This window comes from Blautia sp. HA9023 (assembly GCF_056504095.1).
The window spans coordinates 109,081-133,848 of record NZ_JBWLUR010000009.1 but is presented as its reverse complement, the minus strand read 5'-3'; the positions used below and the strand labels follow the sequence as shown (position 1 = coordinate 133,848).

Here is a 24,768-nt window from a genome sequence, read left to right as displayed (position 1 = left end):
TAAACACGAAATATACTGTTGTAAAAACCGAACATTTTACAGCAGTTTTTTTGTACCCATTTTAGGAAGGACGTGACTCAATGGCAAACAGAAACCGCACCAATCCGGTGTAATTTTATCTCAGCGATGATGAGCAGTACATTCTCACTACCAAATTCAAAGCATCCGGCATGAAAAGCATGTCAGCCTTTTTACGCAAGGCATGTACTTGAGCATGCAGGAATAAACTTAAAAGGATTGAATGTTGATAATCTTAAAACCAGTGGCTTACAGGACAAAGCACTCTACGACTACACGTTTGCCAGGGATAACGGCATCAATCCGGAAATAAAACTGGCACACAATTATGTAAGTAACTGGGAAGAGATGAAAGCAAACGCTTCTGGACTTCTTATTTGGGGTGATGTCGGTACTGGAAAATCTTTTTTTGCAGGCTGCATTGCCAATGCCCTTCTGAAAAAAGGCATTCCTGTACGGATGACCAACTTTTCCCGGATTCTGAATACTCTTACCGGAATGCATTTTGAAGACAGAAACCAGTTCATCAACAGCTTAAACCGCTACAGTCTTCTGATTATTGATGATCTCGGAATTGAGCGGAACTCTGACTTTGCACTGGAACAGGTATTCAATGTGATTGACAGTCGTTACCGCAGTAAAAAGCCCCTGATCATAACGACCAATCTCACTTTATCAGAGCTGAATAACGCCGCTGATATCGCACACAAACGAATTTATGACCGCATTCTGGAGAGATGTATTCCTGTCCGTATCAATAACCGGAATATCCGTCAGGACAACGCTTCCGCCAATTTGAAAGAGGCGAAGAAAATCCTGCTAAGCAATCCTGATTTGAACCAGAATTGAAACAACGGAGTATAACTCAATAGTTATTTCTCACTGGCAGTGGTGCTACTTTCTTTTCATATTCATCACCAGAAATATGCCACTGTCAGTTATCCGAAACTATAGTACTAGACCAGAAAGCATGGTCTCATTTATCAGGAAGTATTGCTCCCACCGATGGCTCCACCAGAATGGAAAGACCGTGAACAACTCTGGAATGCTGTGGAAGCTACAGAAAAAACAAAAGACAGCCGACTGGCAAGGGAATTTGTTGTCGCACTTCCCATTGAATTAGATAAGGACAGTAATATTTCTCTTCTTCAAAATTTTATTCAAAAGAATTTTGTGGATATGGGCATGTGTGCTGACTTTGCTATTCACGATACAGATGGACACAATCCTCATGCACACATTCTGCTTACCGTCCGTCCACTGAATGAAAACGGAACATGGCAGTATAAAACAGAAAAAGAATATCTCTGTATAAAAAATGGGGAAAAAAACGGATTTACAGCTACTGAATCCAAATGCTGTTCTAGCAAGGGATTTTTCCCTTGAACCCATCATTTATGATATATAGTGGCGCTTTTCGCCCCCAAATAGTGAAAGTGGGGGCACTTTCTGCCCCCACTCAGGAAATGTTGCTAAAATACTGTTTAGATTTATCATACATACAAAATGGAAGTTATCTATTTCTCCTCTTCGTTAAGACCTAGTTCATTACATATTACTTGCTATCCCTGATACCTTATTCTTTCTACCAGCGTTTCCTTTTTCAGATTACTGCTTAAAACGCAGGAAAGTACAATCTGCAACAGACCGACCAAAAAAATCATAATAAAAATTGGTACGATTGGAACATGATAGATATTCATTCCAAATATTCCATTATGTTTTGCATAGGAAAAAAGTGCATAGCCGAGCGGCAGACCAATGATCAAAGCTACGCATATGGTACCAACCGTAAACATCATTCCCTGTAACTGCAGACATAAATTTAATTGTTTATTTGTCATACCCACAGCCTGTAATACACCATATTCCTGCTTTTTTGTCGTAATATTCATGATTATGGTGTTTGCCATATTCATAAAACCGATGAGTCCTACAACCGCCATAAACAGATAACAGCCAAGCTTCATCATGCGAGCTGTGAATTCTGCAGATTGTAACTGTGCATGATAGGTATCCATTTTTATATGCGAAGTATTAGAAATCAAAGTATTCAGACTTTGTTCCACAGATGCAACATCTTTTTTATCACAGTCCACCCACAGATAGCCATAGGCTGTTCCCCTCGGATTCATGGAACGGTATACACCTTCCGGAATGACAAGATAAGTGTCCGCGCTTACAAAGGATCCTGCAATCTTTCCCTGATAGGTATAGGTTTCACTTCCATTCTCAAAGTCAAATGCAATGGATTCACCCGGAGCATATCCATCTTGTTCCATCCACATCAACCAACCAAAGAAAATATCACCATTCTTTACCGCCTGATCATAGTCCATAGAGCCAATATCCCCGTCTTGGCGCAAAAAATCAAAATCATTTTTACTCACAATATCAGCCGGAAATCTTGTTCCGTTCAGATTTACAGAGACAATCTCTCTCGCCATGACATCTGTCACTCCTGGAATGCTTTTGATTTCTTCAATCATTGAATCATTCAATGGATTATCCGTCAGAATCGTATCCAGATTATTCTCCGGATATCTTTCATCGTACTCAGCAGAATAGTCAAGCTGCAGTTCAAATTGTCCATGATTAACGGAAAGACGTGCTTCATGCTCCGTATCAATATTTCCTACATAATTAGAGATAATCACAAACAATGCGCAGGAAAGCCCCAGTGTGAGGATGGTACCAATGGTTCTTTTTGGATTACCCGTTATATTTGCCATTGCCATAGAAAACACGGTGACATTTTTTCTGCCATTTCGTTTTCCTTTTTTGTGTGTTTCTGCATTTTCTAAATACCGTGTTGCTTCGATAGGTGAAATCCGTGAAACAATTTTCATTGGTTTACGCAGCGCCAAAGCAACGGTAAAAAATGACACGAAAATACATAGAAGCATAACAGGCAGGGAAAACAGTGGCATCTGCTGATTTTGGACTCCCATAGAGCCAGTTCCGGTTGATACAAGGTTTCCCTGTTCTACCAGCCAGTTAAAACCGCATTTTGCAATCAGAAAACCAAGAAGCAATCCAACTGGTATTGAAGAAATTGTCAAAAACATACCCTCTCTGAAGATCAGTTGTTTCATCTGCTTTTTTGTCGCTCCCAGAGCCTTGATTTTTCCATACTCCTGTATCTTGTTGGCAATACCGACCTGAAAAATATTATAAATGACCACAACAGAGAAAAGTACAATTGCAAGAATCAAACCCCCGCATACCGCAATCGTTTCATAACTCGGCTGCAAGACCCATTGCAAATAGAGATCATTGACTATAACGTTTTTTTCTTCGATCCCACAAGCTGCTGCAATCTGCTTTATAACCGACTCAATATTATTCATAGATACATTTGCAGAATCATTTAAAGTAAAATAAATATTATACTGTCTGTCATTCTCTGCGACGTGCTCATCATAAAACTCCTGTGATCCGAAAGCAACATAAGATGCCTCGATGGTATACTCATCCCGATCATATAGGATTCCGCTGACAACAAATTCTTCCGGCTTATATTCTGACTGCATCCCTGCGCGGTAATCCAGTGTAACCGTATCTCCGATCTTTACATCACCATACCCCATTGCACGAAAAAATGCTCTTCCTGCGGCAATTTCCTGCATTTTTTCCGGATACTTTCCTTCCTTCAACTCATATTCTTTATTATAAGGAAGCATTTTTCTTGCAGTCTCATCCATGCAGACAAACCCGCCTTTTTCATTGCCTTTTATGATACCTTCGGTGCACATAGTGCCTGTAGCATCTATTTCCGCACGGCGGTTTACTTCTTTTAACTGCGATCCGTCTGCGGAAACAAACAGACCATAATTGCTTCCATATGATCCTGCCGCCTGACTTTTCTGTAAATGAATTACCCCATTTCCCACGGTACTGATGATAACAAGCAGCATCGTGGTCAGACAGATTGCCATCATGATCAGTATACTTCTTGTCCTGTTCCTTTTGTCATTGCTATATGCAATCCTGCTTATTGTCTTCATCTGAAATCCACCACCTGTCCGTCCTCAATCACCAGAATACGGTCAGCGACCTGTGCAATTTCGTCATCATGGGTAATCATTACAATTGTCTGTCCATATTTTTTTGCTGTCATCTTAAGCAGAGCGATTACCTCATCACTGGTCTTAGAATCAAGATTTCCTGTCGGCTCATCTGCAAATATAATTTCCGGACGATTCACCAGTGCTCTTGCAATTGCTACTCTCTGCTGCTGTCCTCCGGATAACTGATTTGGCAGATTATAAATCCGGTTTTCAATCCCCAGAGTTGCAATAATATCATTTACATACGCTTCATCCACTTTTCTTCCATCCAGCCCCAGTGGCAGTACAATATTTTCCCAGACATTAACAGATGAAACCAGATTAAATGCCTGAAAAAACAAATCCGATTTTTCTTCTGCGGAAAACAGCAAGGGCATCTTCCTTCATCCTGTATAAATCTTTCCCTGCTAAAGTAACACTGCCTTTTGTCGGGGTATCAAGCCCTCCAAGCATATGAAGTAATGTACTTTTACCGGAACCTGACTTTCCAACAATTGCGACAAATTCTCCCTGCCCAATCTGAATGTCCACCTGATTGACCGCTTTGACCTGATTCTCACCTGCGCCATAAAACTTACAAAGCTGCTTGGTTTCTAATATCACACTCATGTGTTGCCTCCTTTTTAATTCTGTAAAGCGTACCTTTTCAGCACGCTTTCTTTGCCTGTTTATATATTTGGTCATTTTTCAACCTACATCCAAATTGTATCAGGACAATCTTTCATTTCACTTTCAAAAAACGAGCAGAAATCTTACAGAATTGTAAGATTTCTGCTCACTTAAAATTTAACCAACATATGGTAATTGAATCACAAACGTGCTTCCTTTTTTCTTTTTGCCGGAGGTTACCGTAATCGTACCTGCGTGTTTTTCGATAATTTCTCTCGATAGAAAAAGTCCGATTCCTGTACCACTCTTTTCCATGACCTCCTTGGAACTTCCTCTGTAAAATCGTTGAAAAATTTTGTGATACTCATTCTGCGGAATACCAATTCCCTGATCCTCAATTTCCATTCTTACAAGATCGTTTCTTTTTTGTAACCGGATAAATATTTTTGAACCATCCGGACTGTACTTGACCGCATTATCCAGAACGTTGATCACAGCTTCACCAAGCCACCTTTTATCCTGCATAATCGTGCATGTTTCCAGCTCTTTTTCATAGTCAAAAACGAATTCAATTTCTTTCTCATCCGCTTTAGGATAAGTGCGGTTCACAGCAGATATGACAGTATCCATAAGCGGAAGTTTTTTCTTATTAATCTGAATCAGTCCAGTTTCCATCTTGGATATTTCAAGAAGCGACTGCAATAATGTCTCCAGTCCATCCAGAGCACTCCGACAACGGATACGAAACTCCTCCTGTTCTGTGGCACTTAAGTCATTCTGCATCAGCACACTAAAACATGTATCCAAAGCTGCAACCGGTGTCTTTAACTGGTGAGAAATATCAGAAACCATTTCTTTCGTGTTCTCCTTTTCTGCCCTTGCTTCTTCCTTTATCAACTGAATATGATGTCCGATTGCTTCAAGCTGGTCATTCAATTTTTCCAGTTCTGCATGATTTTCCGTTTTCAGTAAATCATCAAATTTATTTTCACGGAATCTGATCAGAATTTCTTCCAACTGGTCTAAAATTTTCTGATGACACGCATCTTCTTTTTTCTTCCAATAAAGTAAAAAAGTCAAAAGAAGCACGCATATCACAGTGCTTACAGCACCGGTCACCATAACCTGATGCCGGAATTGCGAATAAAATGCATTCCCTTTATTCCCCCAGTATCCATATTGCTCCAATAATCGCCTTCCCTGTTCGTTAGTTTCAATATCCTTATCCTTAAGCAATTCCGAAACAGCATCCAGCCCGGAAAATTCTTCCTTTGCAGCAATCTCTGTCATAAGATTCATTTTATATTTATAATCTTCATAAAACACATACGTGGTAAAGCAATTTAATATTGCAAACAATAATATGACAGGTAATACCAAGGAGAGCACTACTGTAATCTTCTTGCGATATCTCTTTGTCACTGCCTTACCTCCTGATTCCATATATACCCAAGACCTCTGATATTCTTTATATAGACCGGTGCAGCCGGATTGTCTTCGATTTTCTCACGGAGTCTTCTGATATTGACAGCGATTGTATTTTCATCCACAAAATCCCCTTCCAGATCAAACACATTTTCCAATATTTGTGTTTTTGAAAGAATCTGTTTCGGATTCTGAAGAAAAAAAGTCAGCATTTTCAACTCCGTTTTTGTCAGACTGATTTCACGACTCTTTATCAGGACTTTCATTTCTCCTGCGATAAATACGATATCTCCTGAAATCATCTTTCCGGCTTCCGGTTTCTCCTGTCTGCGGCGGAAATATGCTTCTATTTTCAAAAGAAGTACCGAAAGACTAAACGGCTTTGTAATATAATCATCTGCCCCTGCTTCATATCCCATAACCTGATCCATCTCCTGATCTAGTGCTGTAAGACAAATAATGTATGTATTATAATTGCATCTCATCCACCTTACAAATTCCAGTCCATTCCCATCCGGAAGATTCACATCACAAATGGTAACATCCACATTATTATCACTTGCAATTCTTTTCGCTTTTTTCACTGATTCTGCTGAAAAAACCTCATATCCGGATTTTTTCAGTGAAAATGTAATTCCACGATTTAGATTTTCATCATCTTCAACCACGAGTATACCTGGCATAGCATATGCACCTCTCTTTATTAACTATTCATCGTGACATGCTCCCACCACTTAAATCCCTGATTTTGAAGTGGGGGCTTCTTGCTCAATGGCTCTACTGAGCCAAGTATCTACAAGCTATCCTCGCGTGCCCCACGATTCTTTTGCCCGGACACGGGCATATTTTCTTGTTTTTCTATTGTCCGGATACGGACAGTTTATGCTGTCAACATCCTTCTTGCCTCTTCACGGATGTTGATTGCTGCATTACGATCTCTGTCCATCTTATTTCCACACTCACAGTGATAGACTCTTTCGGATAATTTCAGCTCTTTCTTTATCCTACCACATTTACAGCATTTTTTACTGGAAGGAAAAAAACGGTCTACTTTTACCATTTTCTTTCCTTTCCATGCCAGTTTATAGTCTAACATTTCCCTGAACATTCCATATCCATTATCCTGTACGCTTTTTCCGAAATGCAGGCACTGTCCCATCGCTTTCATATCGATATCTTCCACTGCAACTGCATCAAAACTATCTGCAATCTTTCGACTAAGTTTGTGCAGATAATCTCTTCGCTGATTCCGTATCTTTTCATGACATCTGGCAACTTTCTTTTTCTGCAGTTCGTAATTATGACTTCCCCGTACGCATCTTGACAACTTTCGTTGCTCCCTCGCCAGCCTCTTTTCATTTTTTCTGAAAAACCCTGCTTCTTCCATCTCAATCTTTTCTGAAAATACTGCCATCCCCTGCATTGCATAATCTATTCCAAGTATCGTTGCAGTACTGTAATCTGGTTCAGCTGCTTGGTTTTCACAGCTGTATCCTTCATACAACAGGCTTGCAAAGTATTTTCCGGATGGTTCCATACTGACTGTCACTGATTTCAGACGAAAATCTTCTGCTGGCTCTCTGTGTTTTTTCATGGCAACCCATTTTAATTTCGGAAGTCTGATCCGCTTACTTTCCACCAGGATATTTCCATTGACCACATTCGTTGTATAGCTGTTTCTGGAATGATGCTTTGATTTGAACCTTGGAAATCCAATCTTGGGTTCTCGAAAAAAATTCTTATATGCCTTTTCCAGATGAAGCTGGACATTTGCCAGTGCCAGCGAATCTACTTCTTTCAAAAATGGATATTCCTTTTTATACATGGCCGGTGTATTTTTTAACATTTTCTTCGTCTTTTCATACTCCTGGATCTTATCATTAAGCATTTGATTGTACAGGAAACGACAACAGCCAAATGTTTTGCCCAGAAGTATCTTCTGTTCTTCTGTCGGATAAATTTGGAAACGATATGCTATGTTCAATACTTTTTCTCTCCCTGGCTTTCAATATATTGACGGATTACTTCTACCGGAGCGCCTCCAGCTGTCAGTAAGCAAAAACTCTGACTCCAAAAGGCTTCTTTCCAAAGTTTTTCTCTGATCTCTGGATACTCCTTTTTCAACAGTCTGCTACTTGCACTTTTATAAGCATTGATAAATTTACTAAATTCTGTTCTCGGCTGCGCACGGAACATTACATGCACATGATCAATGTCATGATTCCATTCTTCCAGAACTATCCCATACCTTGGAGCAATATGTTCCCATATCTCTTTTGCTCTTTCTGAAATCGGATTATCAATCACTTTTCTTCGATATTTCACCACCATGATCAGATGATAATACATCAGATATACTGAATGCGCATTATGATCTATTTTTTTCATGCAAATCAGCCATTTCTCCAATAATTATCTTTTCGACTGATTCTATTATACCATAGATCGTTTTATCGAACAAGTGTTCTTTTTGTTTTTGCGCAATTCATCCCCCACCTGTAGAGGAAGGAGAATTCTTGCTATATTATGTTAAACATATAATCGCCTCTATTCTGGGTTTAGCCCGTCTGTTTTCTTAAATCATATAAAATTGTTGCAACATCCTCTGGCAATTCAAGAAAATCCCCCTTACTCCATTCCCGATACATATTATAAATAGCACCGGCAAACGCACTGATTCTCAGATTTTCTTCTCTTGTTCCTTTTTCTACATCAATCCATTTCTGGATAAGATACTCTGTAATTTTTGCTAAAAATAAATCCCCCATTCCGGCTGTAATCAGAGCGTCTATAAATTCACGATGCAAATAGAAGAATCTGAAGCAGCGCAGCATATATTTTTTCTCATAGAATACCGTTTTGCTTTCTGTATCGGATTCTTTTGCTCTATATTCTTCCACCACCTCAACTAAATGTTCCGTCAGGATATCCTCTATCGCATTATAATTTCTATAAAACGACATTCTGGAAACATTCGCCTCTGAAGTGATATCTGAAACAGAAATGGAAGAAAATGCTTTATCTCCCATCAGCCGCAGCAGTGCTTTGTACATATCCTGTTTTACCTGAATATTGGTCTGACTTATTCTTTTCTTCATCGCTATAACTCCATTCCTGATGAAATATTTCTCTTGTAGATATTGAAATGTTTCTCTTTTAATGTTACAATCTGTAACATCATTATAAGGTATTTTATTCTTTTTTACAATCCAATATTTTACTATTAGTATTTTGTAACTGTTCAGAGCCAAGCAAAATTTCAAAAAACAGGTATAAAATGCTTGCATTTTTAAAACTGTTTTTGAAATTTTATTTGGCGGATACGCCACACCGACGAAATGCGTAGCATTTTGGAGGCTGGCTCTGAACAGTTACAGTATTTTTAATAATCAGGAGAAAAGCACTATGAAAACAGCCATCATGACTGACACAAACAGTGGTATTACTAAAATATCGCCGAAAAACTTGGAATATATGTTATACATATGCCTATAATTATTGATGAAACAACTTTTTATGAAAATGACACTATCACAGAAGCCGAATTTTTCCATGCGCTTTCCAGCAGCAAACACATTACCACTTCTCAACCCTCCCCTGGTGATGTAATGGATTTATGGAGTCAAATCTTAGACGAAGGATATGATGAGCTTGTATACATTCCAATGTCAAGTGGTCTATCCAATTCTTGTGCTGCTGCTACAGGATATTCACTGGATTATGAGGGAAAAATTGAAGTTGTTGATAATCATCGAATTTCCGTTACCATGTACGAATCAGTGCTCCATGCAAGAGAAATGTCCCTGAATGGAGCTTCTGCAAAGGAAATAAAAGCAGCCTTAGAATCTGATGCCTATAATTCAAGCATCTATATTACTGTAAATACATTAGAATACCTGAAAAAGGGAGGACGTATCACCCCTGCGGCAGCTCTGATTGGAACAGTACTATCCATAAAACCGATTTTAACAATCCAGGGCGAAAAGCTGGATTCTTATGCCAAAGCACGTGGTTCTATGAAAAGAGCTGAAGAAAAAATGATTCTTGCAATTCAGTCTGATCTTGAAAAAAGATTTGTCCATCAAGATATGTCGAAATTGCATATTGGAGCCGCCGGTGCCGGACTTACAACTACACAGCAGAAAGAATGGCTGACTCTGCTCCACAATAAATTTCCGGAAGCTGACGTTTTTTACAGTCCGCTTTCTGCCAGTATCAGTGTTCATACTGGTCCCGGTGCAGTAGGTATTGGTATCAGTTTCAGATAAAAAACAAATCAAATACATAAAAAATCAAAATACAAGATTTTATCAACACTTCCTATGGTTTCTGCACCGGAAGTCATGTCGGACCTAATACAATCACACTTTTTTTCCTCGGTAAAGATAAGGTAGAAATCGGCATTAGCCGATTTCCCCTTTTCACCTTATTTCATTTTACAGATAATCAAATTTCTTTTGAAGATATACTCGTAGCAGCATGATTCCTACATTGATAAATCCAAATAACAATATCAAATTCACAGGCAAATATCCTCTGATTATATCTCCAAGTACTGCTATCCCAGAAAGACTTCCAACTAAAAACATTTGCGAAATTTCATCCCACATTCTTTTGTATCGTTTTATTACTTCCACGATTATCACTATCATAATTGCCAATATAAAAAGTACAGCTACGATTGCCAGAATTCTGTTAATCCATGCCTCTTTTCCTGTATATGCTATTTTCTGATTGAATCCGTTATCATAAGTCGGATATACCAGCCAGTCACAAAATCGCACATACCATATATATGGAATTTTGAAGAAATTGAGCAGTTGCCGGACCACATGAAGGCATACTTTACCCGTCTCCTCAATCATTTATCAGATGAATATGCCTGTCTTGCCGAGGCATCTTACGATGCTGGTATTGAACGAGGCTATTCCAGAGAAGAAGCCTATGAAAAATAGAATACAGAAAAGACAGAAAGCTAGTGAAAACCAAACTGGAATTCACTAGCTTATTTTAATGCCAATAATCATAAGGTGAACGATACCCTCGCTGCTGTGCTACCACCGGCTTTGGCTCGGCCTTTGATATGCTCTCCTCTGCAGCTTCTTTTGTGGCAAACAACCTATTCTTGTTTACCTGGATCCCACCGCCATTTTCAAATCTTATAATAATCAAATTTCCAGCCGGGCGCACCACCGTACACTCCCGGACTATCCTATTACTTTCTACAATATAGGCTTTATCGCCTGCTTTATATCCTGCTGCCATAAATGCCTCCTACAAAAGAAAAGGCCAGCTCAAAGGGAAATCAAAGCTGGTCATCCTTACAACCTATTTTGCTGTTACCTTCTCTCGTAAAGCGATACCATCAACAACTCCATTCACGTAATCCTGAGACGCTAATGCACTATGTACTTCCGTAGTTGCGTCCATGTATGCTCCAAGTTGCTGCTTCTGCATATCACTTAACCCTGCTTGCAAATATGATAACAGCCTATCTTCCTGCTGCTTAAGTCGGGTATATTCTTGAGACTGAATATACACACGAAGTGACTCATCAAAATTATCTTTGATGCATTCTTCCAATTCCATGTCAATCACACCTCCAATACCGGGATAAATATTGATCGGCCTGTTTAACAAAATATAAAAAACCCTAGGTAGCGAACCTAATGTTATTAGGTCAAACATATGTTCTTTTGTCAATTTTAGAATTAAAACGAATCGATTATTGTCTGGATAATATCATTAGCTTTGGCATTAGTATATTTTGCATACAATGCATCAAAAACATGCTCTAGCGTCTGCTTCTGGTCGACTGTAAACTTACTATTAAGATTCAAAACATTATATTTTGTTTTCTTTTTTCCCATATCCATAAGCAGTGATAACTTACTGAGCAGATCTGTATTGGCAACCGAATCAGAATCATCCATATCATAACTATCTAATTCTGTCCCAAGAGAAATGTCCACTCCATCTACATCCGTAACACTTTCATCAGACAAAAATTTCTTATCGCTCTGAGTTAAACTTCTTTCGTAAGATCGGTGACGTATCTGCCTTGACATTTCATTAGCCCATTCCGTGAACTGACTAAGCAGTTCTTTATAGGCACTATTTTTTTCATAGTCATCTCGTCTTGTATTCGGAATGATATCTTCATTAAAGACAAGCAACTCTCCAACCATCCAGCTATTAAATCGTTCCTCTTTATAACATTTCCTTAATGTATTCTCGTCACCAATAAGAATATTTCCTTGCCTGATCCTAATTCCCTTTATATCTTTATCCAAAACGGTTCCTAAAAAGTTTGTCTCCGCATACCAAAGCATAGCCGTAACTTTTTCGCCAGAATAAAAGGGCACGAAGTTAATATCTGATATAGAATCATTTATTTTTCTTATCCTATCAGCAAGTATTTTATTCTTGTACGGTTTGCAAATATCTATTACCGTACGGTCTGTTCTCAACTCCACATTATATTCCGCAAGTTCAACCTCCATCTGGACCAACTTTTGTTTTATCATTGAGCCCCATACAAAGTCTCTAGAAAACGGAACCGGAAGATTCTGTTGTAAATACGGGACCACCTCGGAATCATTCAGCAAATCACTTTCTGGGACTACTCCGTAAAGCTCAACTGAAAAGTAATGCTTATTAATACGCTCGGGTATTTCTTCAATTGTGAGAACACTTGATAAAACTTGATCAATCGAATCACGACTGTCCACTTGTGGAGAGAGTAAGTACTTTAATTTTTCAGCATCATATATAATACAGGATGCCTTTTCTTCTCCATGGATAGATGTCAAAAATTTCAACTTCTGACAATATCCTAATCCTGATAATCTTCCAATTCCCCTAAAGCCTCGACTATTAGAATGTCTTTTCTTGGAATTTCCTATATCTATAAGATTTGAGTAAATATCATTTGCTCCAACGCCAGTTCCATTATCTGAAATCTTTATTATCCTTTCAGATTCTGAAACCGTAATTGAGATCTTTTCTTCTCCTTTCTTTAGAATCCCCTGCTCAAGAGCCTCGTCAATTGAATCGGCTGCGTTTTGTACATACTCCCTATATAAGTCTAACGGAGATACATACAATCCGCTTGTAAGGGACTCTAGTGTGAACTTTCCAATTAATAACTGATGCTCCACTATTCTGTCTCCTATAATTCAAATATACTTATCTGATGATACAGTTCTTTAATCTGTTCTTCTATTACAGAAATTATTTGTGTATCACCAGGCTGAGCGCCATTTGTCTTTATTAATACATCTTTCAATTCATCCAAATGTAATAATAGAATTTTTCTTATTGGCGCCTCTTTTAATTCGTATGCGCTGTTCATAATAATCTGCTCCTCTTGTTTTGAAAGCAAATTACTCACGTGAAAATATGGAATGAACTGTAATAATGAGAAATCAAAATCAACTAAGCGTTTGGATTTGTTTGCCTTTATTAGCATCGTTAATTTATCATTATCATGCCCGCTGAACAGATCGATTTTTTTCAACAAATCTGTACATACTTTTTCCCCAAAATTTTCAAGTATACCGGCGATTACTTTGTATCCCGGTTTCGAACTCAGTATCGTTTCAACGATACGAGAATACATAAACGGGAGTTCTTCTAAAATAAATGTGCTAATTATTCTTTTTGTATCCTCCGTGCAATCCGAGAATACTCGAATTGTTGCACTTGGCGTAAGATAAAAAAAATACAATTTTTTCAGTTCTTCATTTTCAATTTTGTCTAACGTTTCCACGCTAAATCTATTACACCCAATATATTCCAGAACTGTATCCTTCTCGAACATCGAATAATACTTCATCCAGGTGTCGATAAGATGTCTATTTTCAGACCACTGTGTATACCGAATCTCTCTTTCAAATTTCGGCTCATCTTTTCTTTCTACAAAATGACCACGTTTATTTAACAATCTTTCAGGCATTGCAAGATACATCACGAAGTCTTCGGCTGTCTTACCAAAATCTGCCTCAAAGAAGGATCTTCCCTGGATACCTTTTCCCTGTGTTGGTATCAACATGCACTGTAGAGCTCGAAGATATTTTGCATTCCAATTAGCACCAATAAATCCTCTTTGATCATTATCTAGCGGAATATATCTCATAGGGAACGAAAAAATAGCAATTTTTCTTCCCAGCTCCTCGGTTAAATTTTCGCCAAGCTCCATAGTCAGGTGCATGCGATAGAATAAGTCCTCTGGTGTATCCGCATGATAAGAGTGCCCTTTACCAGTGAAATCCTCTCCATTGTATAAAAGGTAATTGGACATATGATCAATCCCTGCCCTTGCACACAATGTAATCGCGCGCACATATACATCTTCATCTTCAATATGATCAAAGGCGATACGTGCTGGTTTTATTGCTAATTCTCCTAACCTTTGTGCTTTATGCTCATTAAGTAAAAATGCATCTAACCCCTGGTTGAAATCAACATGTCTTACAACAGTTTTTCCTGTTTTCGGATTTACAAATGTTGCACCTTTTTCAAATCCTAATGCTTTTATCTCATCAATTATTTGATCAAATTTGGGAGATCTCAAAACATTATTATCCATCAACAAAAGGTCTCGTTTTGGTCCAAACTCTTTATCAATTCTCTTAATACTATCTGAAATAGATACATATGGCTCATATGTAGGTTCCAATGTTTTAACCGCACAAAAAGTACAGTTCATACCACAGCCCCTAGTCATATATGTAAAGTATGCATCCTCCGCAGGATATTTATACTCATCCTTTATATCGTCCAATATCCCGTAATCCAAAGGAAGTGTGTCGATACACTCCTCCCCTTTTAATCCAAGGGTACCTTCGTGATTAAGAAGTCCGGTATTATTTATTACAGTAGGAAATTCCTTTGCAATCCACTCCGGCCGCAGTGTTGCCAGGATACCTCCCGTAAAAACCTTTCCGCCTGGTTTTACTACAGACAGCGCATATTGTAATGCTTTTTTTGTATTTTCCCACTCGAAGGTAAAAAGAGTAGTTACATATACTCTATCCCATTTTTTATTTTCTAGTCCCTCCGGTAATCTTCCCTTTGCGAATCTTACATAATCGTGCATGATATAACGATGAAAATACGCAATTTTCATTAGCCCGATTGGTGGGTATTTATTTTTGTATGCCGGTTCAATTAACAATATATCTTCCACGATTAAACTCCTACGCATAGTGAAACCGTCCTGGAGCGCTATCACCAGAACGGTTTCATTATAACCATTTTCTTTTGATTTGTCGATCCCTGACTTCTCTACTATTTTTTCTTATCAATTTCTTTCATTAACTGAGTTACTGCTGTATTAATTTTTCTCAATGAAAATAATATGTCTTTACTATTGCCAACAGCCTCTTTTTTTAACTCATCGCAAAAATCTTTTTCTGAAATTAATCTCTGAAATTTTTTTACTTTTTCATAGTTGTCACCGCTTCTTCCGGTGGCCTCAAAACGTGCATGGGCCTCTTCTAAGTCGATATCACCTTTAATATAATCCTGCATTATATGCGTTGAACTTTTACCCTCATCAGAAGCAATTTTTCCCAGTATATCTCTTACGTCCTGAGCTCTGACAATTTCCCCTGTCTTTACCTGCTTTGCGAAAAACGAATCCATCTCTGGATAAGTGTTTCGATATTGTTTAATGCCTTTGTTCTGTACATACTGCTCATACATATTCCAATGAGATTGATGAGTATCATTATGCTCTACCATCAAGCCATATATCTCACAGTATTTTTTTACAGTTATCGCTGAAATACCCACTTGTTTTCCCAAGGCGGAATCCGAACATCCCAATTCCTTCTTTTGTCTATAAATATAGGCGGCTTGTTCAAATTTACTCCAATCCTTTTTAGGATTTAAATGGAATGTACCGAGAAGTGTAAATATATCTGAGTCAGAAATATCCTCTGGTAATATCTGCACCAAGACTCTAGACCATTTAAGCGGGTCATTTTTTGCTAAGATTCTGTATGCTGCCAGGCGGCTATTTCCCTCCAACACAACATATCTATCTTTTCGTTTGACCACTATCAGCGGCTCAATAAGGCCACCATTTTGCATGATTTGTGACTTCAAACTCTTAACATGGTCCAGTGAACACATTATCTCTTCAATTTCTGTCTGAGTCGGATTATCGTGTCCATTTTCATGCAATACCGAATATACTCTAGGATTATCAAGGTAAAACAATAAATCTTGTTGTAATAATTCTGTTTCGGTAACTTCAAACTTTTTCTGTCCAATAACTCTTATTCCCATACTGCCACCTTATTCATTTACTTCTTCAAATCCCAAAATGCTTTTTACAATATCTCCAAAACTATAATCAGCCACGCCTTGATAATCTCCTAAGCTGATATCTCCCTGTGATAATTCCGCTGCATTTTGCTTAGCTTTCAATAATAAGTCAACCCATTCATCTATACTGTCCTTAATAATAATATTATGAACATAGCATGTTTTTTTCTGTGAAATGCGGTGTATTCTATCCTGTGCCTGCAAATAATCATCTAGGCTGAAACCTCTATCATAGAAAATAACATGATTAGCCATTGTTAGTGTCAGACCTTCTTTTGCAGATGCTGGAGTTGCAAAGAGAATACGAATATCATCATCATGAAATTTTTGGACAGAACGATTTCTAGCATCCATATTCATTTTCCCATGTATTTTTACAGCACCTAAATCCTGATACTTTTTAGTGAAGTAATCTATATTCTCAATAAAATTACTCCATACAATACATTTTTCACCATTTGCCAATATTTTTTGAATAAGTTCATCCAACAAAGGCTCCTTTGCAGATGCTTCGCATTCCTCGTCTACCAATTTGGGATTTGATGTAACCTGTATTAAGCGAAGTAGACGCTTGACAATTGCAGAGGAATCATCAATATATCTTTCACCATCTCTTACCACTTCAGCATATAATTCAGTTCTTATCCGCTCGTACAACTCCTCTTGCATACGATTGAATTCTGTAACTTCCTGTATATATACTTTATCCGGCAGTGTAATGATTCCACTATTTTTTGTTTCGCGAACTGTAAAAGAACTTATCCTATTAAAAATCTGGGAAATATTATCTTCAAACTCTTCCTGTAAATCAGTATTTCTACTAAGTTTATTGCTAAGGTCTGTTTCCTTTTTAAACTCGTTAAAATCAGCCCCCAGACTTTCTCCAAAGTCCAAAAAATATATCTGTGCCCAGATATCATATGGTCTATTGGCTACAGGTGTACCTGTCATTATAATTCTTCGCTGAAACAACGGAGCCAACTCAAAATAGGTCTTTGTTAATTTTGAATTAGGATTCTTCAATTTTGCAGACTCATCAATAATTATCCCGACATTTCTAACTTTCAAATACAATTCGAATTGTTGTTTTTCTGTTTCTAGAGTCTCAAAATTTGTCAACACCACTCTGTATGGTCCACAAAAAATTCGGTAGTTATTATTTTTATCTGTATTTAACACTGCAGGTTTTATCGAAGTATGGTCTTTAAACTCGTTAACCCAGTTTGCAACCAGCTGTTTTTTGGTAACAATTAAAGCAGTATCCATCGAACACTCTGACAGCCAATATAAAAGCACATCAATGGCAATTTTAGTTTTACCCAATCCTTGCTCATGAAAAATCGCAGCATATTCTAAATCTTTCACCGCATCTACAGCTTCTTGCTGATACGGAAAAGCCTTAAATTTGGCTATATATTTAGGCTCTCGTTTTAACTTGTTACTTTTCATAACTATACAATCATTCCAATCGCTTTTACTTCATAATCCCCAGGTATTTCTTTCTTGATTTTTCCAAGAATATTATTTGCCCTGGCCCGGTCTTCAAGAGGAACTGCCAAAACAAATGTTGCATGTCCCTGGTTTAATGAACATTTTTTCAAGTATGAGTAATATTGATTTATACTATGTTCTCTCAAAATGTCATCACTTGTTTTTGCCTCTCCTATAAACATAACACCGTTGTATTCAAAAAATACGTCTGGTCTGTATCCTTCCATTGTCAATTGAGGAAGCGGTCGTCCATCATTAATATCGGTTTCGATAAAATAACTCAACTCCTCCCCAACGCTATCTTTAATAAATCTTAAGGCGTATTCAACTAAAACCTTATGCTTATTTGATTCTCCCATATCAGTTACCATCAATTTCATCTAAGACTATGCTCTGCACTGTCTCAACTACTTTTCGTAGTGCGTTTAATTTTTCCTCATACTCAGCATCTGTTTTTAGCTTAAGGACCTCCACATGTGTAATGTCAAACATTCTCTTTGAAAGTTCATTGGCCAACATCTCGTAGGTAACATTTTTCAGAGAATCCGGTGTGATATCCTCAGCTTCTAAAATTTTCTTAGCCGCAGCCGTGTCATGCTTTAAAAAAGCCTGCCTTGCTCTTTTACTATTCAGAATCTGTGGTAATCGTCTCACGTCTTCTAATCGAGAGAATTTTTCATCTACCATCCATTGTGCAAAATCAGTTTTGTCATATCCATGTAGCTGAAGACTTTCCACAACATTCTTTTTTTGTAATTCAACAAAGCCGGAAAATTTCTTTTGATCGAACTGTGTGTCATCCTCACATAGTGGAGCATATATATCTCTCATATCTTTATATGCTTGAATCATGTAGCGAATTTCTGATGCTTTTGAGGATCCACCACAATACGCCAAAAGTTCTTTCATAGGCATTTTCTCTTCGTCCGAAAGAAAGGTTAAATATTTCGCCTTGGCATAAGCATCCCAATCTCTTGGTCCAACCAAATGTGCCTGTAACCGAATTGAGTGCATTTCATTATTTTCGAGATTCTCATAGATGATAGCCCTGATTTTATTCCAATTTCCTGGCACATTGTCCCTAATAAAATCTCTATATATTTGCAGACGAGTGTTACCCTCGATAACTACGTATCTGCCATCCGGAAAGTGATTTACAATAATTGGATTAATGATTCCACCATGCTCCTTGATAGACTCCTTTAAACTTGCACAACTGTCAGTTCCAGTTCCTAGCAGCATAGCAAGTAATTCTCCTGATCTGCTTTCTTCCGGATAGTTTTGTAAATAATTTTGTATACGCGGATTTGTAAAATCCAAATCTAATAAAGCTGTATCAATCTCAGTATATGAACTCATTTAGCGCCCTCCTCTATCTCATCACTATTTTTTCTTGTACGCCTGGGATCTTCAGGCTTTATCGCATTATCAGGTATTAGCCATGTATTTCCCTTCATAATCGCTCCTTCGATCCGCCCATTTGTACAGTATGTTGTTACTCTTCGTCTGGAGAGCCCCCACTTTTTTGCCATTTCGGTTGTTGTTAAAAGTTCCATATACTTCCTCCATATTACAATGACAACATATTTATTATAATCCTTTAGAGGAACACTTTCAATGGAATATCTTGTACAAATGGTAAAATCCGCGGACACGCTTTATGCCGATAAAGTTTCGGCGCACAAGCAGTTGTCCGCGGATTTTACTTACACCCCTTGTGGGGAAATTCTATATTCTCATAATTTTTCGCTAAAAACACAGGTTCATATCCTGCGATAATCGCCGGAAACCCACTTAAACTGGGGCTTTTCTCGAGAGTAAACAGACCGTCTCGACATGCGTACTCTGCGGAAACATATCCGTAGTAGAAACCCGCATCAACTCATAATCCTCCGCACAAAGCACCTTCAGATCCCTGGCTAACGTAGCACTATCACAGCTCACATAAACAACCCTCTCCGGTTTCATCTTAAGGATCGTATTCAGAAGTACCTCATCACAGCCCTTCCGTGGCGGGTCTACCACGATAACGTCTGCATAAACGCCATTCTTCTCATACTCTCTCGGCAGCACTTCCTCTGCTTTTCCGACAAAAAACTCTACATTCTCAATGCCATTGAGCTTCGCATTCTCTCTTGCATTGTCAATGGCCTGTGGTACGATCTCCACGCCGCGGACGAATTTTGCTTTCTGAGCCAGGAACAGGGAGATGGTTCCGATTCCACAGTACAGGTCCCAGACTGTTTCATTTCCGGTGAGACCTGCGTACTCCAGGGCCTTTCCGTACAGTTTTTCGGTCTGGATGGGATTGACCTGGAAAAAGGACAGCGGCGAGATCTGATAGGAGATATTTCCGATACTGTCCGTTATATAGGACTGTCCCCAGAGGAGACGAAGCTGATCTCCCAGGATCACATTGTTCCGTTTTTTATTGACATTGATGGTGATGCTGGTCATTTCCGGAATTTCACACAAAGAGTCCACCAGAGCTTTTTCTGCCGGGATCTTATCTCCGTTTAAGATCAGACAGACCATCATCTCATCTGTATGGAAACCATAGCGGATCATAATGTGGCGTACAAGGCCTTTGCCTGTCGTCTCATCGTAAGGCTGGACATGATATTTTTCCATGTGGCCGATCACACGGTCCAAAACATCCTTATTCTGTTTCACTCCCAGAATACAGTCCCGGTTGTCAATAATAGAGTGGGTCCTTCCTGCATAAAAACCGGTGATGATCTTTCCGTCTTTATTTTTTCCTACCGGGAACTGTGCCTTGTTGCGGTAATGGTAGGGCTCTTCCATTCCCATGATCGGTTCCATCGGAAAATCCTCAAAACCGCCGATCCGCTCCAGATGTCCACGGACTTTTTTCTCCTTGAATTTCAGCTGCTGCTCGTAGGATAATGCCTGAAGCTGGCATCCTCCGCACTGGCGGGCAATGGAGCAGGCAGGTTTCACACGGTACGGGGACGGTGTGATCACCTCCATCAGACGGCCATAGCCGTAGTTCTTTTTTGCCTTGATGATCTTGGCGCTGATCCTGTCTCCGATCACGGCGTCTTTCACAAAAACGGTGAAGCCATCGGCTTTCCCGATACCTTCACCGTCAACTCCGCAATCCTCTATATCCAAAGTTAGTATATCGTTTTTACGGAATTCCATCTATTAAATATCTCCTGTTCTTCTTAAATTGGACTCAAAAAGACGGTTGTAACCGAGCCATTCTTTTTTGCCCTTGTCTGCGTGGAAAATCTCTGTCAATGTCTCCATTCTTGCATCGGTATTGTCTGCCAGATTCAGAGCTACTGCCTCTGCAAGTGCCGGTTTCTTGGGAGAACCGTACTCCAGCTCACCGTGATGGGCAAGAATGCAGTGGATCACCTGGTTCTCAAGCTTCTCCGGAAAATCCGGGATCTCTTTTGCAAGATCATGTACCATCTGTGCCCCGATCACAATGTGTCCCAGAAGCTGTCCCTCATCTGTATAATCATTCATAGGAAAAGCAGAAAGCTCCTTGGTCTTGCCCACATCATGAAGAAGAGCGGTTGTGATCAGAAGATCACGGTTCAAAAGCGGATACGCATTTGCCATGTAATCACAGAGACGTGTCACTCCAAGGGTGTGCTCCATCAGTCCGCCGATAAATCCATGATGTACGGTCTTGGCTGCGGAATGTCCTTCAAACACTTTCATAAATTCCTGATCTTCTACAAAAAGCTTCTTCAGAAGCTGGGAAAGATAGGGATTCTTCACACTGTTGATAAGCTCTCGTAGCTGGCTCTGCATATCATCCACACTGTTCTCACTGGTAGGAAGATAATCTGCCGGATCATACTCCCCTTCTCCTGCCTTGCGTGCTCTCTTGATATTCAGCTGCATGGCACCTGCAAAACTTGTCACATCTCCCCTGATCTCAATGTAATCCAGTGTATCAAAATCATCGATTCCCAGAGAATTTGGGTCCCAGATCTTACCATCGATCACACCTGTTTTATCCTGAAGGATCAGATTTTCATAGGGCTTTCCGTTCTTTGTTGTAGCTGCCTGTTTCTGTTTGCAGAGATAGATCCCGTTTACTCTGTCTCCCTCATGTAATTCATTTAAAAAACGCATAAAATTCTTGCCTTTCTGTTCTTTTTTACTTTTAAAGCGGACATACTCACTTCCCCGTCCACTTCACACTTTGCATTCACCGCCAGCCTTTTTCTACGGTCTCTGGCTGCATCCCGGTCCGGGCTTTCCCTGCATTTTCGCACAGTCTCCCCTTACATCCGGGCTTTATTCAGTATCATAACACATTTTACTTTCCTTTGCTATGGAAATCATGTAAAATAGGAAACGAAGTGTTTTTTTGCATATCCTGTGTTACGCAGAAAAACACGAGATCAACAGAAGTAACAAAAAGGAGTAACTACAGCAACAATGAACAAAAAAGCATACAAAGCACTTGAATACTATAAAATCATAGATCTGCTGACAGACAATGCTTCCTCCCCCATGGGAAAAGATCTCTGCCGGAAGCTTACCCCTTCCACAGATATCGAGGAAATCCGGTCCATGCAGCTGCAGACCCACGATGCCCTTGCACGCCTGTTCAAAAAAGGCGGCATTTCCTTTGGAAGTGTCAAGGATATCCGGGGCACACTGAAACGTCTTACTGTAGGCAGCGCCCTGAACGCGCCGGAGCTGCTTTCCGTCTGCAGTCTTCTGGAAAATACCGGCCGTGTCAAAGCCTATTCCAGAAGTGACCGTGACGATGGAATGACCGATTCACTTGACGGAATGTTTGCGGCACTGGAACCTCTCACACCTCTGAGCACAGAGATCCGCCGCTGTATCCTTTCCGAGGATGAGATCAGTGACGATGCCAGCAGCACCCTTCGTCAGATCCGCCGCAGCATCAAGGCCACCAACGACCGGATCCACACCCAGCTTTCTTCTCTGGTTGCAGGAAGCGCCCGGAATTATCTTCAGGATTCCGTCATCACCATGCGTGACGGCCGCTACTGTATCCCGGTAAAAGCCGAGTACAAAGGCCAGGTAGCCGGCATGATCCACGATCAGTCCGCCACAGGCTCCACTCTTTTCATTGAGCCTATGGCTGTTGTCAAACTGAACAACGACATCCGCGAGCTGGAGCTGAAAGAACAGAAAGAGATCGAAGTGATCCTTGCCTCCTTAAGCCAGCAGGTAGCTGCAGAACTGGAAGCCATCCATGCAGATCTTTCCATCATGGTACAGCTGGACTTTATTTTTGCCCGCGCCGCTCTTGCCATGGACATGAATGCCAGCGAACCGATCTTCAATACTGAAGGACGGATTCGCCTGCGCCAGGCCCGTCACCCGCTGATCGACAAGAAAAAAGCCGTTCCTATTGATATCCGCCTTGGAGATGATTTTGACCTCCTGGTTGTCACAGGACCAAACACCGGTGGTAAAACTGTCTCCCTGAAAACCGTGGGACTTCTTACCCTTATGGGCCAGGCAGGCCTTCATATCCCGGCACTGGACCGTTCTGAACTTGCACTTTTCCGCGAAGTCTATGCAGATATCGGAGACGAGCAGAGCATTGAGCAGTCCTTAAGTACCTTCTCCTCTCATATGACAAACGTGGTTTCCTTCCTGAAATCCGCAGATCAGGATTCCCTGGTTCTCTTCGATGAGCTTGGTGCAGGTACTGACCCTACCGAGGGTGCTGCTCTTGCCATTGCGATCCTGTCCCATCTTCACGAACAGGGCATCCGCACCATGGCAACCACTCATTACAGTGAGCTGAAAATCTATGCCCTCTCTACCCCGGGTGTGGAAAATGCCTGCTGTGAATTTGATGTGGAAACTTTACGCCCCACCTACCGTCTTCTGATCGGTGTTCCCGGAAAAAGTAACGCATTTGCCATTTCCTCCAAACTGGGACTTCCGGATTTCATCATCGACAAGGCAAAAGAGCAGATCAGTGAACAGGATGAATCTTTTGAAGATGTTCTGACATCCCTGGAGCAGAGCCGAGTCACCATCGAAAACGAACGTGCAGAAATTGCCCGTTACAAAGAGCAGGTAGAAGAACTGAAAAAATCCCTCCAGGAAAAAGAAGAAAAACTGGACGAACGAAAAGAACGCATCTTAAGAGAAGCCAATGAACAGGCACATGCGATTCTCCGTGATACCAAGGAATACGCAGACCAGACCATGAAACTTTTCCATAAATTCCAGAAGGATCACGTAGATACCGCTTCTGTGGAAAAAGAGCGCCAGAATCTGAAGAAACGTATGTCAAAGGCTGAAAAAGGCATGTCTTCCAAACAGCAGAAGCAAAAACCAAAGAAGCAGCTGAAACCATCCGATCTTTCTCTTGGCGATACTGTAAAAGTTCTCAGCCTGAATCTGAAAGGAACCGTTTCCAGCCATCCGGATTCCAAGGGATATCTCTTTGTGCAGATGGGAATCATCCGTTCCAAAGTACATATCTCCGATCTGGAGCTTGTGGACGAGCCGGTGATCACCACCCCGTCCATGCAACGTACCGGTGCCGGAAAGATCCGCATGTCAAAAGCGGCCAGCATTTCCACAGAGATCAATCTTCTGGGAAAAACCGTGGACGAAGCAGTTGCAGAGCTGGACAAATATCTGGATGACGCCTACATCGCACACATGAAATCCGTCCGCATTGTTCACGGAAAAGGTACCGGCGCCCTCAGAAAAGGTGTCCACAATTACCTGAAACGCCAGAAACATGTAGCTTCCTTCCGTCTCGGAGAATTCGGAGAAGGCGATGCCGGCGTAACCATCGTAGAATTTAAGAAATAAAAAAGGAGCGGAA

Annotated in this window: 21 protein-coding genes and 3 pseudogenes; 5 read left to right on the top strand and 19 right to left on the bottom strand. The window is 40.0% G+C overall.

The window, feature by feature from the left end; genetic code table 11:
- Positions 1-243: 243 nt before the first annotated feature.
- Positions 244-867: pseudogene (locus tag AC04Q6_RS14385) on the top strand (ATP-binding protein); the annotation flags it as partial.
- Positions 868-978: 111 nt separating this feature from the next.
- Positions 979-1,395 (top strand): annotated as a pseudogene (locus AC04Q6_RS14380) (MobA/MobL family protein); the annotation flags it as partial.
- Positions 1,396-1,580: 185 nt separating this feature from the next.
- Here AC04Q6_RS14380 and AC04Q6_RS14375 read toward each other — a convergent pair.
- The 7 genes and pseudogenes from AC04Q6_RS14375 to AC04Q6_RS14345 form a co-directional block, all read right to left on the bottom strand.
- Positions 1,581-4,025: an ABC transporter permease gene (locus AC04Q6_RS14375; protein ID WP_118071953.1), complete on the bottom strand. Its 2,445-nt coding sequence runs from the start codon at positions 4,023-4,025 to the stop codon at positions 1,581-1,583.
- A pseudogene (locus tag AC04Q6_RS14370) lies at positions 4,022-4,697 on the bottom strand (ABC transporter ATP-binding protein). Before AC04Q6_RS14370 ends, AC04Q6_RS14375 begins: the two are co-directional and overlap by 4 nt.
- Before the next feature lie 177 nt (positions 4,698-4,874).
- A complete protein-coding gene (locus tag AC04Q6_RS14365; RefSeq protein ID WP_118071955.1) occupies positions 4,875-6,140 on the bottom strand; it encodes a sensor histidine kinase in 1,266 nt (421 codons plus the stop codon).
- Positions 6,116-6,805, bottom strand: coding sequence for a response regulator transcription factor (locus AC04Q6_RS14360; protein WP_118071956.1), 690 nt, complete (start codon positions 6,803-6,805; stop codon positions 6,116-6,118). The genes AC04Q6_RS14365 and AC04Q6_RS14360 overlap by 25 nt, the downstream gene beginning before the upstream one ends.
- 197 nt (positions 6,806-7,002) lie before the next feature.
- The gene (locus AC04Q6_RS14355; protein ID WP_118071957.1) at positions 7,003-8,106 is read right to left on the bottom strand and encodes an RNA-guided endonuclease TnpB family protein; all 1,104 of its coding nucleotides are present in this window, start codon (positions 8,104-8,106) and stop codon (positions 7,003-7,005) included.
- On the bottom strand, positions 8,103-8,510 hold the full coding sequence (gene tnpA, locus AC04Q6_RS14350; RefSeq protein WP_118071958.1) for an IS200/IS605 family transposase: 408 nt from the start codon (positions 8,508-8,510) through the stop codon (positions 8,103-8,105). The genes AC04Q6_RS14355 and tnpA overlap by 4 nt, the downstream gene beginning before the upstream one ends.
- Before the next feature lie 170 nt (positions 8,511-8,680).
- Positions 8,681-9,409, bottom strand: a complete 729-nt coding sequence (locus AC04Q6_RS14345; RefSeq protein ID WP_118071959.1) for a TetR/AcrR family transcriptional regulator — start codon at positions 9,407-9,409, stop codon at positions 8,681-8,683.
- Between the two features lie 198 nt (positions 9,410-9,607).
- On the opposite strand from AC04Q6_RS14345, the gene AC04Q6_RS14340 reads away from it, so the two are divergent.
- Positions 9,608-10,390 (top strand): DegV family protein, encoded by a 783-nt coding sequence (locus AC04Q6_RS14340; RefSeq protein ID WP_334292217.1) that lies wholly within the window; start codon positions 9,608-9,610, stop codon positions 10,388-10,390.
- A gap of 168 nt (positions 10,391-10,558) precedes the next feature.
- Here the strand turns inward: AC04Q6_RS14340 and AC04Q6_RS14335 are convergent, their stop codons facing one another.
- Positions 10,559-10,987: a DUF6040 family protein gene (locus AC04Q6_RS14335; protein WP_242997051.1), complete on the bottom strand. Its 429-nt coding sequence runs from the start codon at positions 10,985-10,987 to the stop codon at positions 10,559-10,561.
- Between AC04Q6_RS14335 and AC04Q6_RS14330 the strand changes: the two genes are divergently transcribed.
- On the top strand, positions 10,955-11,077 hold the full coding sequence (locus tag AC04Q6_RS14330; protein ID WP_255820990.1) for a hypothetical protein: 123 nt from the start codon (positions 10,955-10,957) through the stop codon (positions 11,075-11,077). The two genes, AC04Q6_RS14335 and AC04Q6_RS14330, sit on opposite strands and share 33 nt — an antisense overlap.
- Positions 11,078-11,132: 55 nt before the next feature.
- Here AC04Q6_RS14330 and AC04Q6_RS14325 read toward each other — a convergent pair whose 3' ends face one another.
- The 11 genes from AC04Q6_RS14325 to AC04Q6_RS14275 all read right to left on the bottom strand — a co-directional run bounded on the left by AC04Q6_RS14325 (position 11,133) and on the right by AC04Q6_RS14275 (position 22,064).
- Positions 11,133-11,387 (bottom strand): hypothetical protein, encoded by a 255-nt coding sequence (locus tag AC04Q6_RS14325; RefSeq protein WP_118071690.1) that lies wholly within the window; start codon positions 11,385-11,387, stop codon positions 11,133-11,135.
- A 63-nt stretch (positions 11,388-11,450) separates the two neighbouring features.
- The gene (locus AC04Q6_RS14320; protein ID WP_117598312.1) at positions 11,451-11,711 is read right to left on the bottom strand and encodes a DUF6809 family protein; all 261 of its coding nucleotides are present in this window, start codon (positions 11,709-11,711) and stop codon (positions 11,451-11,453) included.
- A gap of 122 nt (positions 11,712-11,833) precedes the next feature.
- Positions 11,834-13,282 (bottom strand): ATP-binding protein, encoded by a 1,449-nt coding sequence (locus AC04Q6_RS14315; RefSeq protein ID WP_173740230.1) that lies wholly within the window; start codon positions 13,280-13,282, stop codon positions 11,834-11,836.
- An 11-nt stretch (positions 13,283-13,293) separates the two neighbouring features.
- Positions 13,294-15,312: a radical SAM family protein gene (locus AC04Q6_RS14310; protein ID WP_147343513.1), complete on the bottom strand. Its 2,019-nt coding sequence runs from the start codon at positions 15,310-15,312 to the stop codon at positions 13,294-13,296.
- Positions 15,313-15,413: 101 nt separating this feature from the next.
- Entirely contained in the window at positions 15,414-16,418 is a 1,005-nt protein-coding gene (locus AC04Q6_RS14305; RefSeq protein ID WP_117557944.1) for a ParB N-terminal domain-containing protein, read from the bottom strand.
- Positions 16,419-16,427: 9 nt separating this feature from the next.
- Entirely contained in the window at positions 16,428-17,906 is a 1,479-nt protein-coding gene (locus tag AC04Q6_RS14300; RefSeq protein ID WP_476389748.1) for an SNF2-related protein, read from the bottom strand.
- Between the two features lie 2 nt (positions 17,907-17,908).
- Positions 17,909-18,307, bottom strand: coding sequence for a hypothetical protein (locus AC04Q6_RS14295; RefSeq protein ID WP_147343512.1), 399 nt, complete (start codon positions 18,305-18,307; stop codon positions 17,909-17,911).
- Between the two features lies 1 nt (position 18,308).
- Positions 18,309-19,307, bottom strand: coding sequence for a ParB/RepB/Spo0J family partition protein (locus AC04Q6_RS14290; RefSeq protein WP_117557950.1), 999 nt, complete (start codon positions 19,305-19,307; stop codon positions 18,309-18,311).
- On the bottom strand, positions 19,304-19,504 hold the full coding sequence (locus tag AC04Q6_RS14285; protein WP_117557952.1) for a MerR family transcriptional regulator: 201 nt from the start codon (positions 19,502-19,504) through the stop codon (positions 19,304-19,306). Before AC04Q6_RS14285 ends, AC04Q6_RS14290 begins: the two co-directional genes overlap by 4 nt.
- 238 nt (positions 19,505-19,742) lie before the next feature.
- On the bottom strand, positions 19,743-21,113 hold the full coding sequence (rlmD, locus tag AC04Q6_RS14280; RefSeq protein WP_118071686.1) for a 23S rRNA (uracil(1939)-C(5))-methyltransferase RlmD: 1,371 nt from the start codon (positions 21,111-21,113) through the stop codon (positions 19,743-19,745).
- Positions 21,114-21,116: 3 nt separating this feature from the next.
- On the bottom strand, positions 21,117-22,064 hold the full coding sequence (locus tag AC04Q6_RS14275; protein ID WP_118071685.1) for a 3'-5' exoribonuclease YhaM family protein: 948 nt from the start codon (positions 22,062-22,064) through the stop codon (positions 21,117-21,119).
- A 309-nt stretch (positions 22,065-22,373) separates the two neighbouring features.
- Between AC04Q6_RS14275 and AC04Q6_RS14270 the strand changes: the two genes are divergently transcribed.
- Positions 22,374-24,755 (top strand): endonuclease MutS2, encoded by a 2,382-nt coding sequence (locus AC04Q6_RS14270; RefSeq protein WP_118071684.1) that lies wholly within the window; start codon positions 22,374-22,376, stop codon positions 24,753-24,755.
- The last annotated feature ends 13 nt before the right edge of the window (positions 24,756-24,768 follow it).

Excerpts from the sequence above, each read along its gene's own strand:
- AC04Q6_RS14330 (WP_255820990.1), top strand. The coding sequence starts at position 10,955 with ATGAAGGCATACTTTACCCGTCTCCTCAATCATTTATCAGATGAATAT.
- AC04Q6_RS14270 (WP_118071684.1), top strand. The coding sequence starts at position 22,374 with ATGAACAAAAAAGCATACAAAGCACTTGAATACTATAAAATCATAGAT.
- AC04Q6_RS14335 (WP_242997051.1), bottom strand. The coding sequence starts at position 10,987 with ATGATTGAGGAGACGGGTAAAGTATGCCTTCATGTGGTCCGGCAACTG.
- AC04Q6_RS14305 (WP_117557944.1), bottom strand. The coding sequence starts at position 16,418 with ATGGGAATAAGAGTTATTGGACAGAAAAAGTTTGAAGTTACCGAAACA.
- AC04Q6_RS14300 (WP_476389748.1), bottom strand. The coding sequence starts at position 17,906 with ATGAAAAGTAACAAGTTAAAACGAGAGCCTAAATATATAGCCAAATTT.
- AC04Q6_RS14320 (WP_117598312.1), bottom strand. The coding sequence starts at position 11,711 with ATGGAATTGGAAGAATGCATCAAAGATAATTTTGATGAGTCACTTCGT.
- AC04Q6_RS14375 (WP_118071953.1), bottom strand. The coding sequence starts at position 4,025 with ATGAAGACAATAAGCAGGATTGCATATAGCAATGACAAAAGGAACAGG.
- AC04Q6_RS14365 (WP_118071955.1), bottom strand. The coding sequence starts at position 6,140 with ATGGAATCAGGAGGTAAGGCAGTGACAAAGAGATATCGCAAGAAGATT.
- tnpA (WP_118071958.1), bottom strand. The coding sequence starts at position 8,510 with ATGAAAAAAATAGATCATAATGCGCATTCAGTATATCTGATGTATTAT.
- AC04Q6_RS14290 (WP_117557950.1), bottom strand. The coding sequence starts at position 19,307 with ATGAGTTCATATACTGAGATTGATACAGCTTTATTAGATTTGGATTTT.
- AC04Q6_RS14295 (WP_147343512.1), bottom strand. The coding sequence starts at position 18,307 with ATGGGAGAATCAAATAAGCATAAGGTTTTAGTTGAATACGCCTTAAGA.
- AC04Q6_RS14285 (WP_117557952.1), bottom strand. The coding sequence starts at position 19,504 with ATGGAACTTTTAACAACAACCGAAATGGCAAAAAAGTGGGGGCTCTCC.
- AC04Q6_RS14345 (WP_118071959.1), bottom strand. The coding sequence starts at position 9,409 with ATGCAAGCATTTTATACCTGTTTTTTGAAATTTTGCTTGGCTCTGAAC.
- AC04Q6_RS14360 (WP_118071956.1), bottom strand. The coding sequence starts at position 6,805 with ATGCCAGGTATACTCGTGGTTGAAGATGATGAAAATCTAAATCGTGGA.
- AC04Q6_RS14275 (WP_118071685.1), bottom strand. The coding sequence starts at position 22,064 with ATGCGTTTTTTAAATGAATTACATGAGGGAGACAGAGTAAACGGGATC.
- rlmD (WP_118071686.1), bottom strand. The coding sequence starts at position 21,113 with ATGGAATTCCGTAAAAACGATATACTAACTTTGGATATAGAGGATTGC.
- AC04Q6_RS14340 (WP_334292217.1), top strand. The coding sequence starts at position 9,608 with ATGCCTATAATTATTGATGAAACAACTTTTTATGAAAATGACACTATC.
- AC04Q6_RS14325 (WP_118071690.1), bottom strand. The coding sequence starts at position 11,387 with ATGGCAGCAGGATATAAAGCAGGCGATAAAGCCTATATTGTAGAAAGT.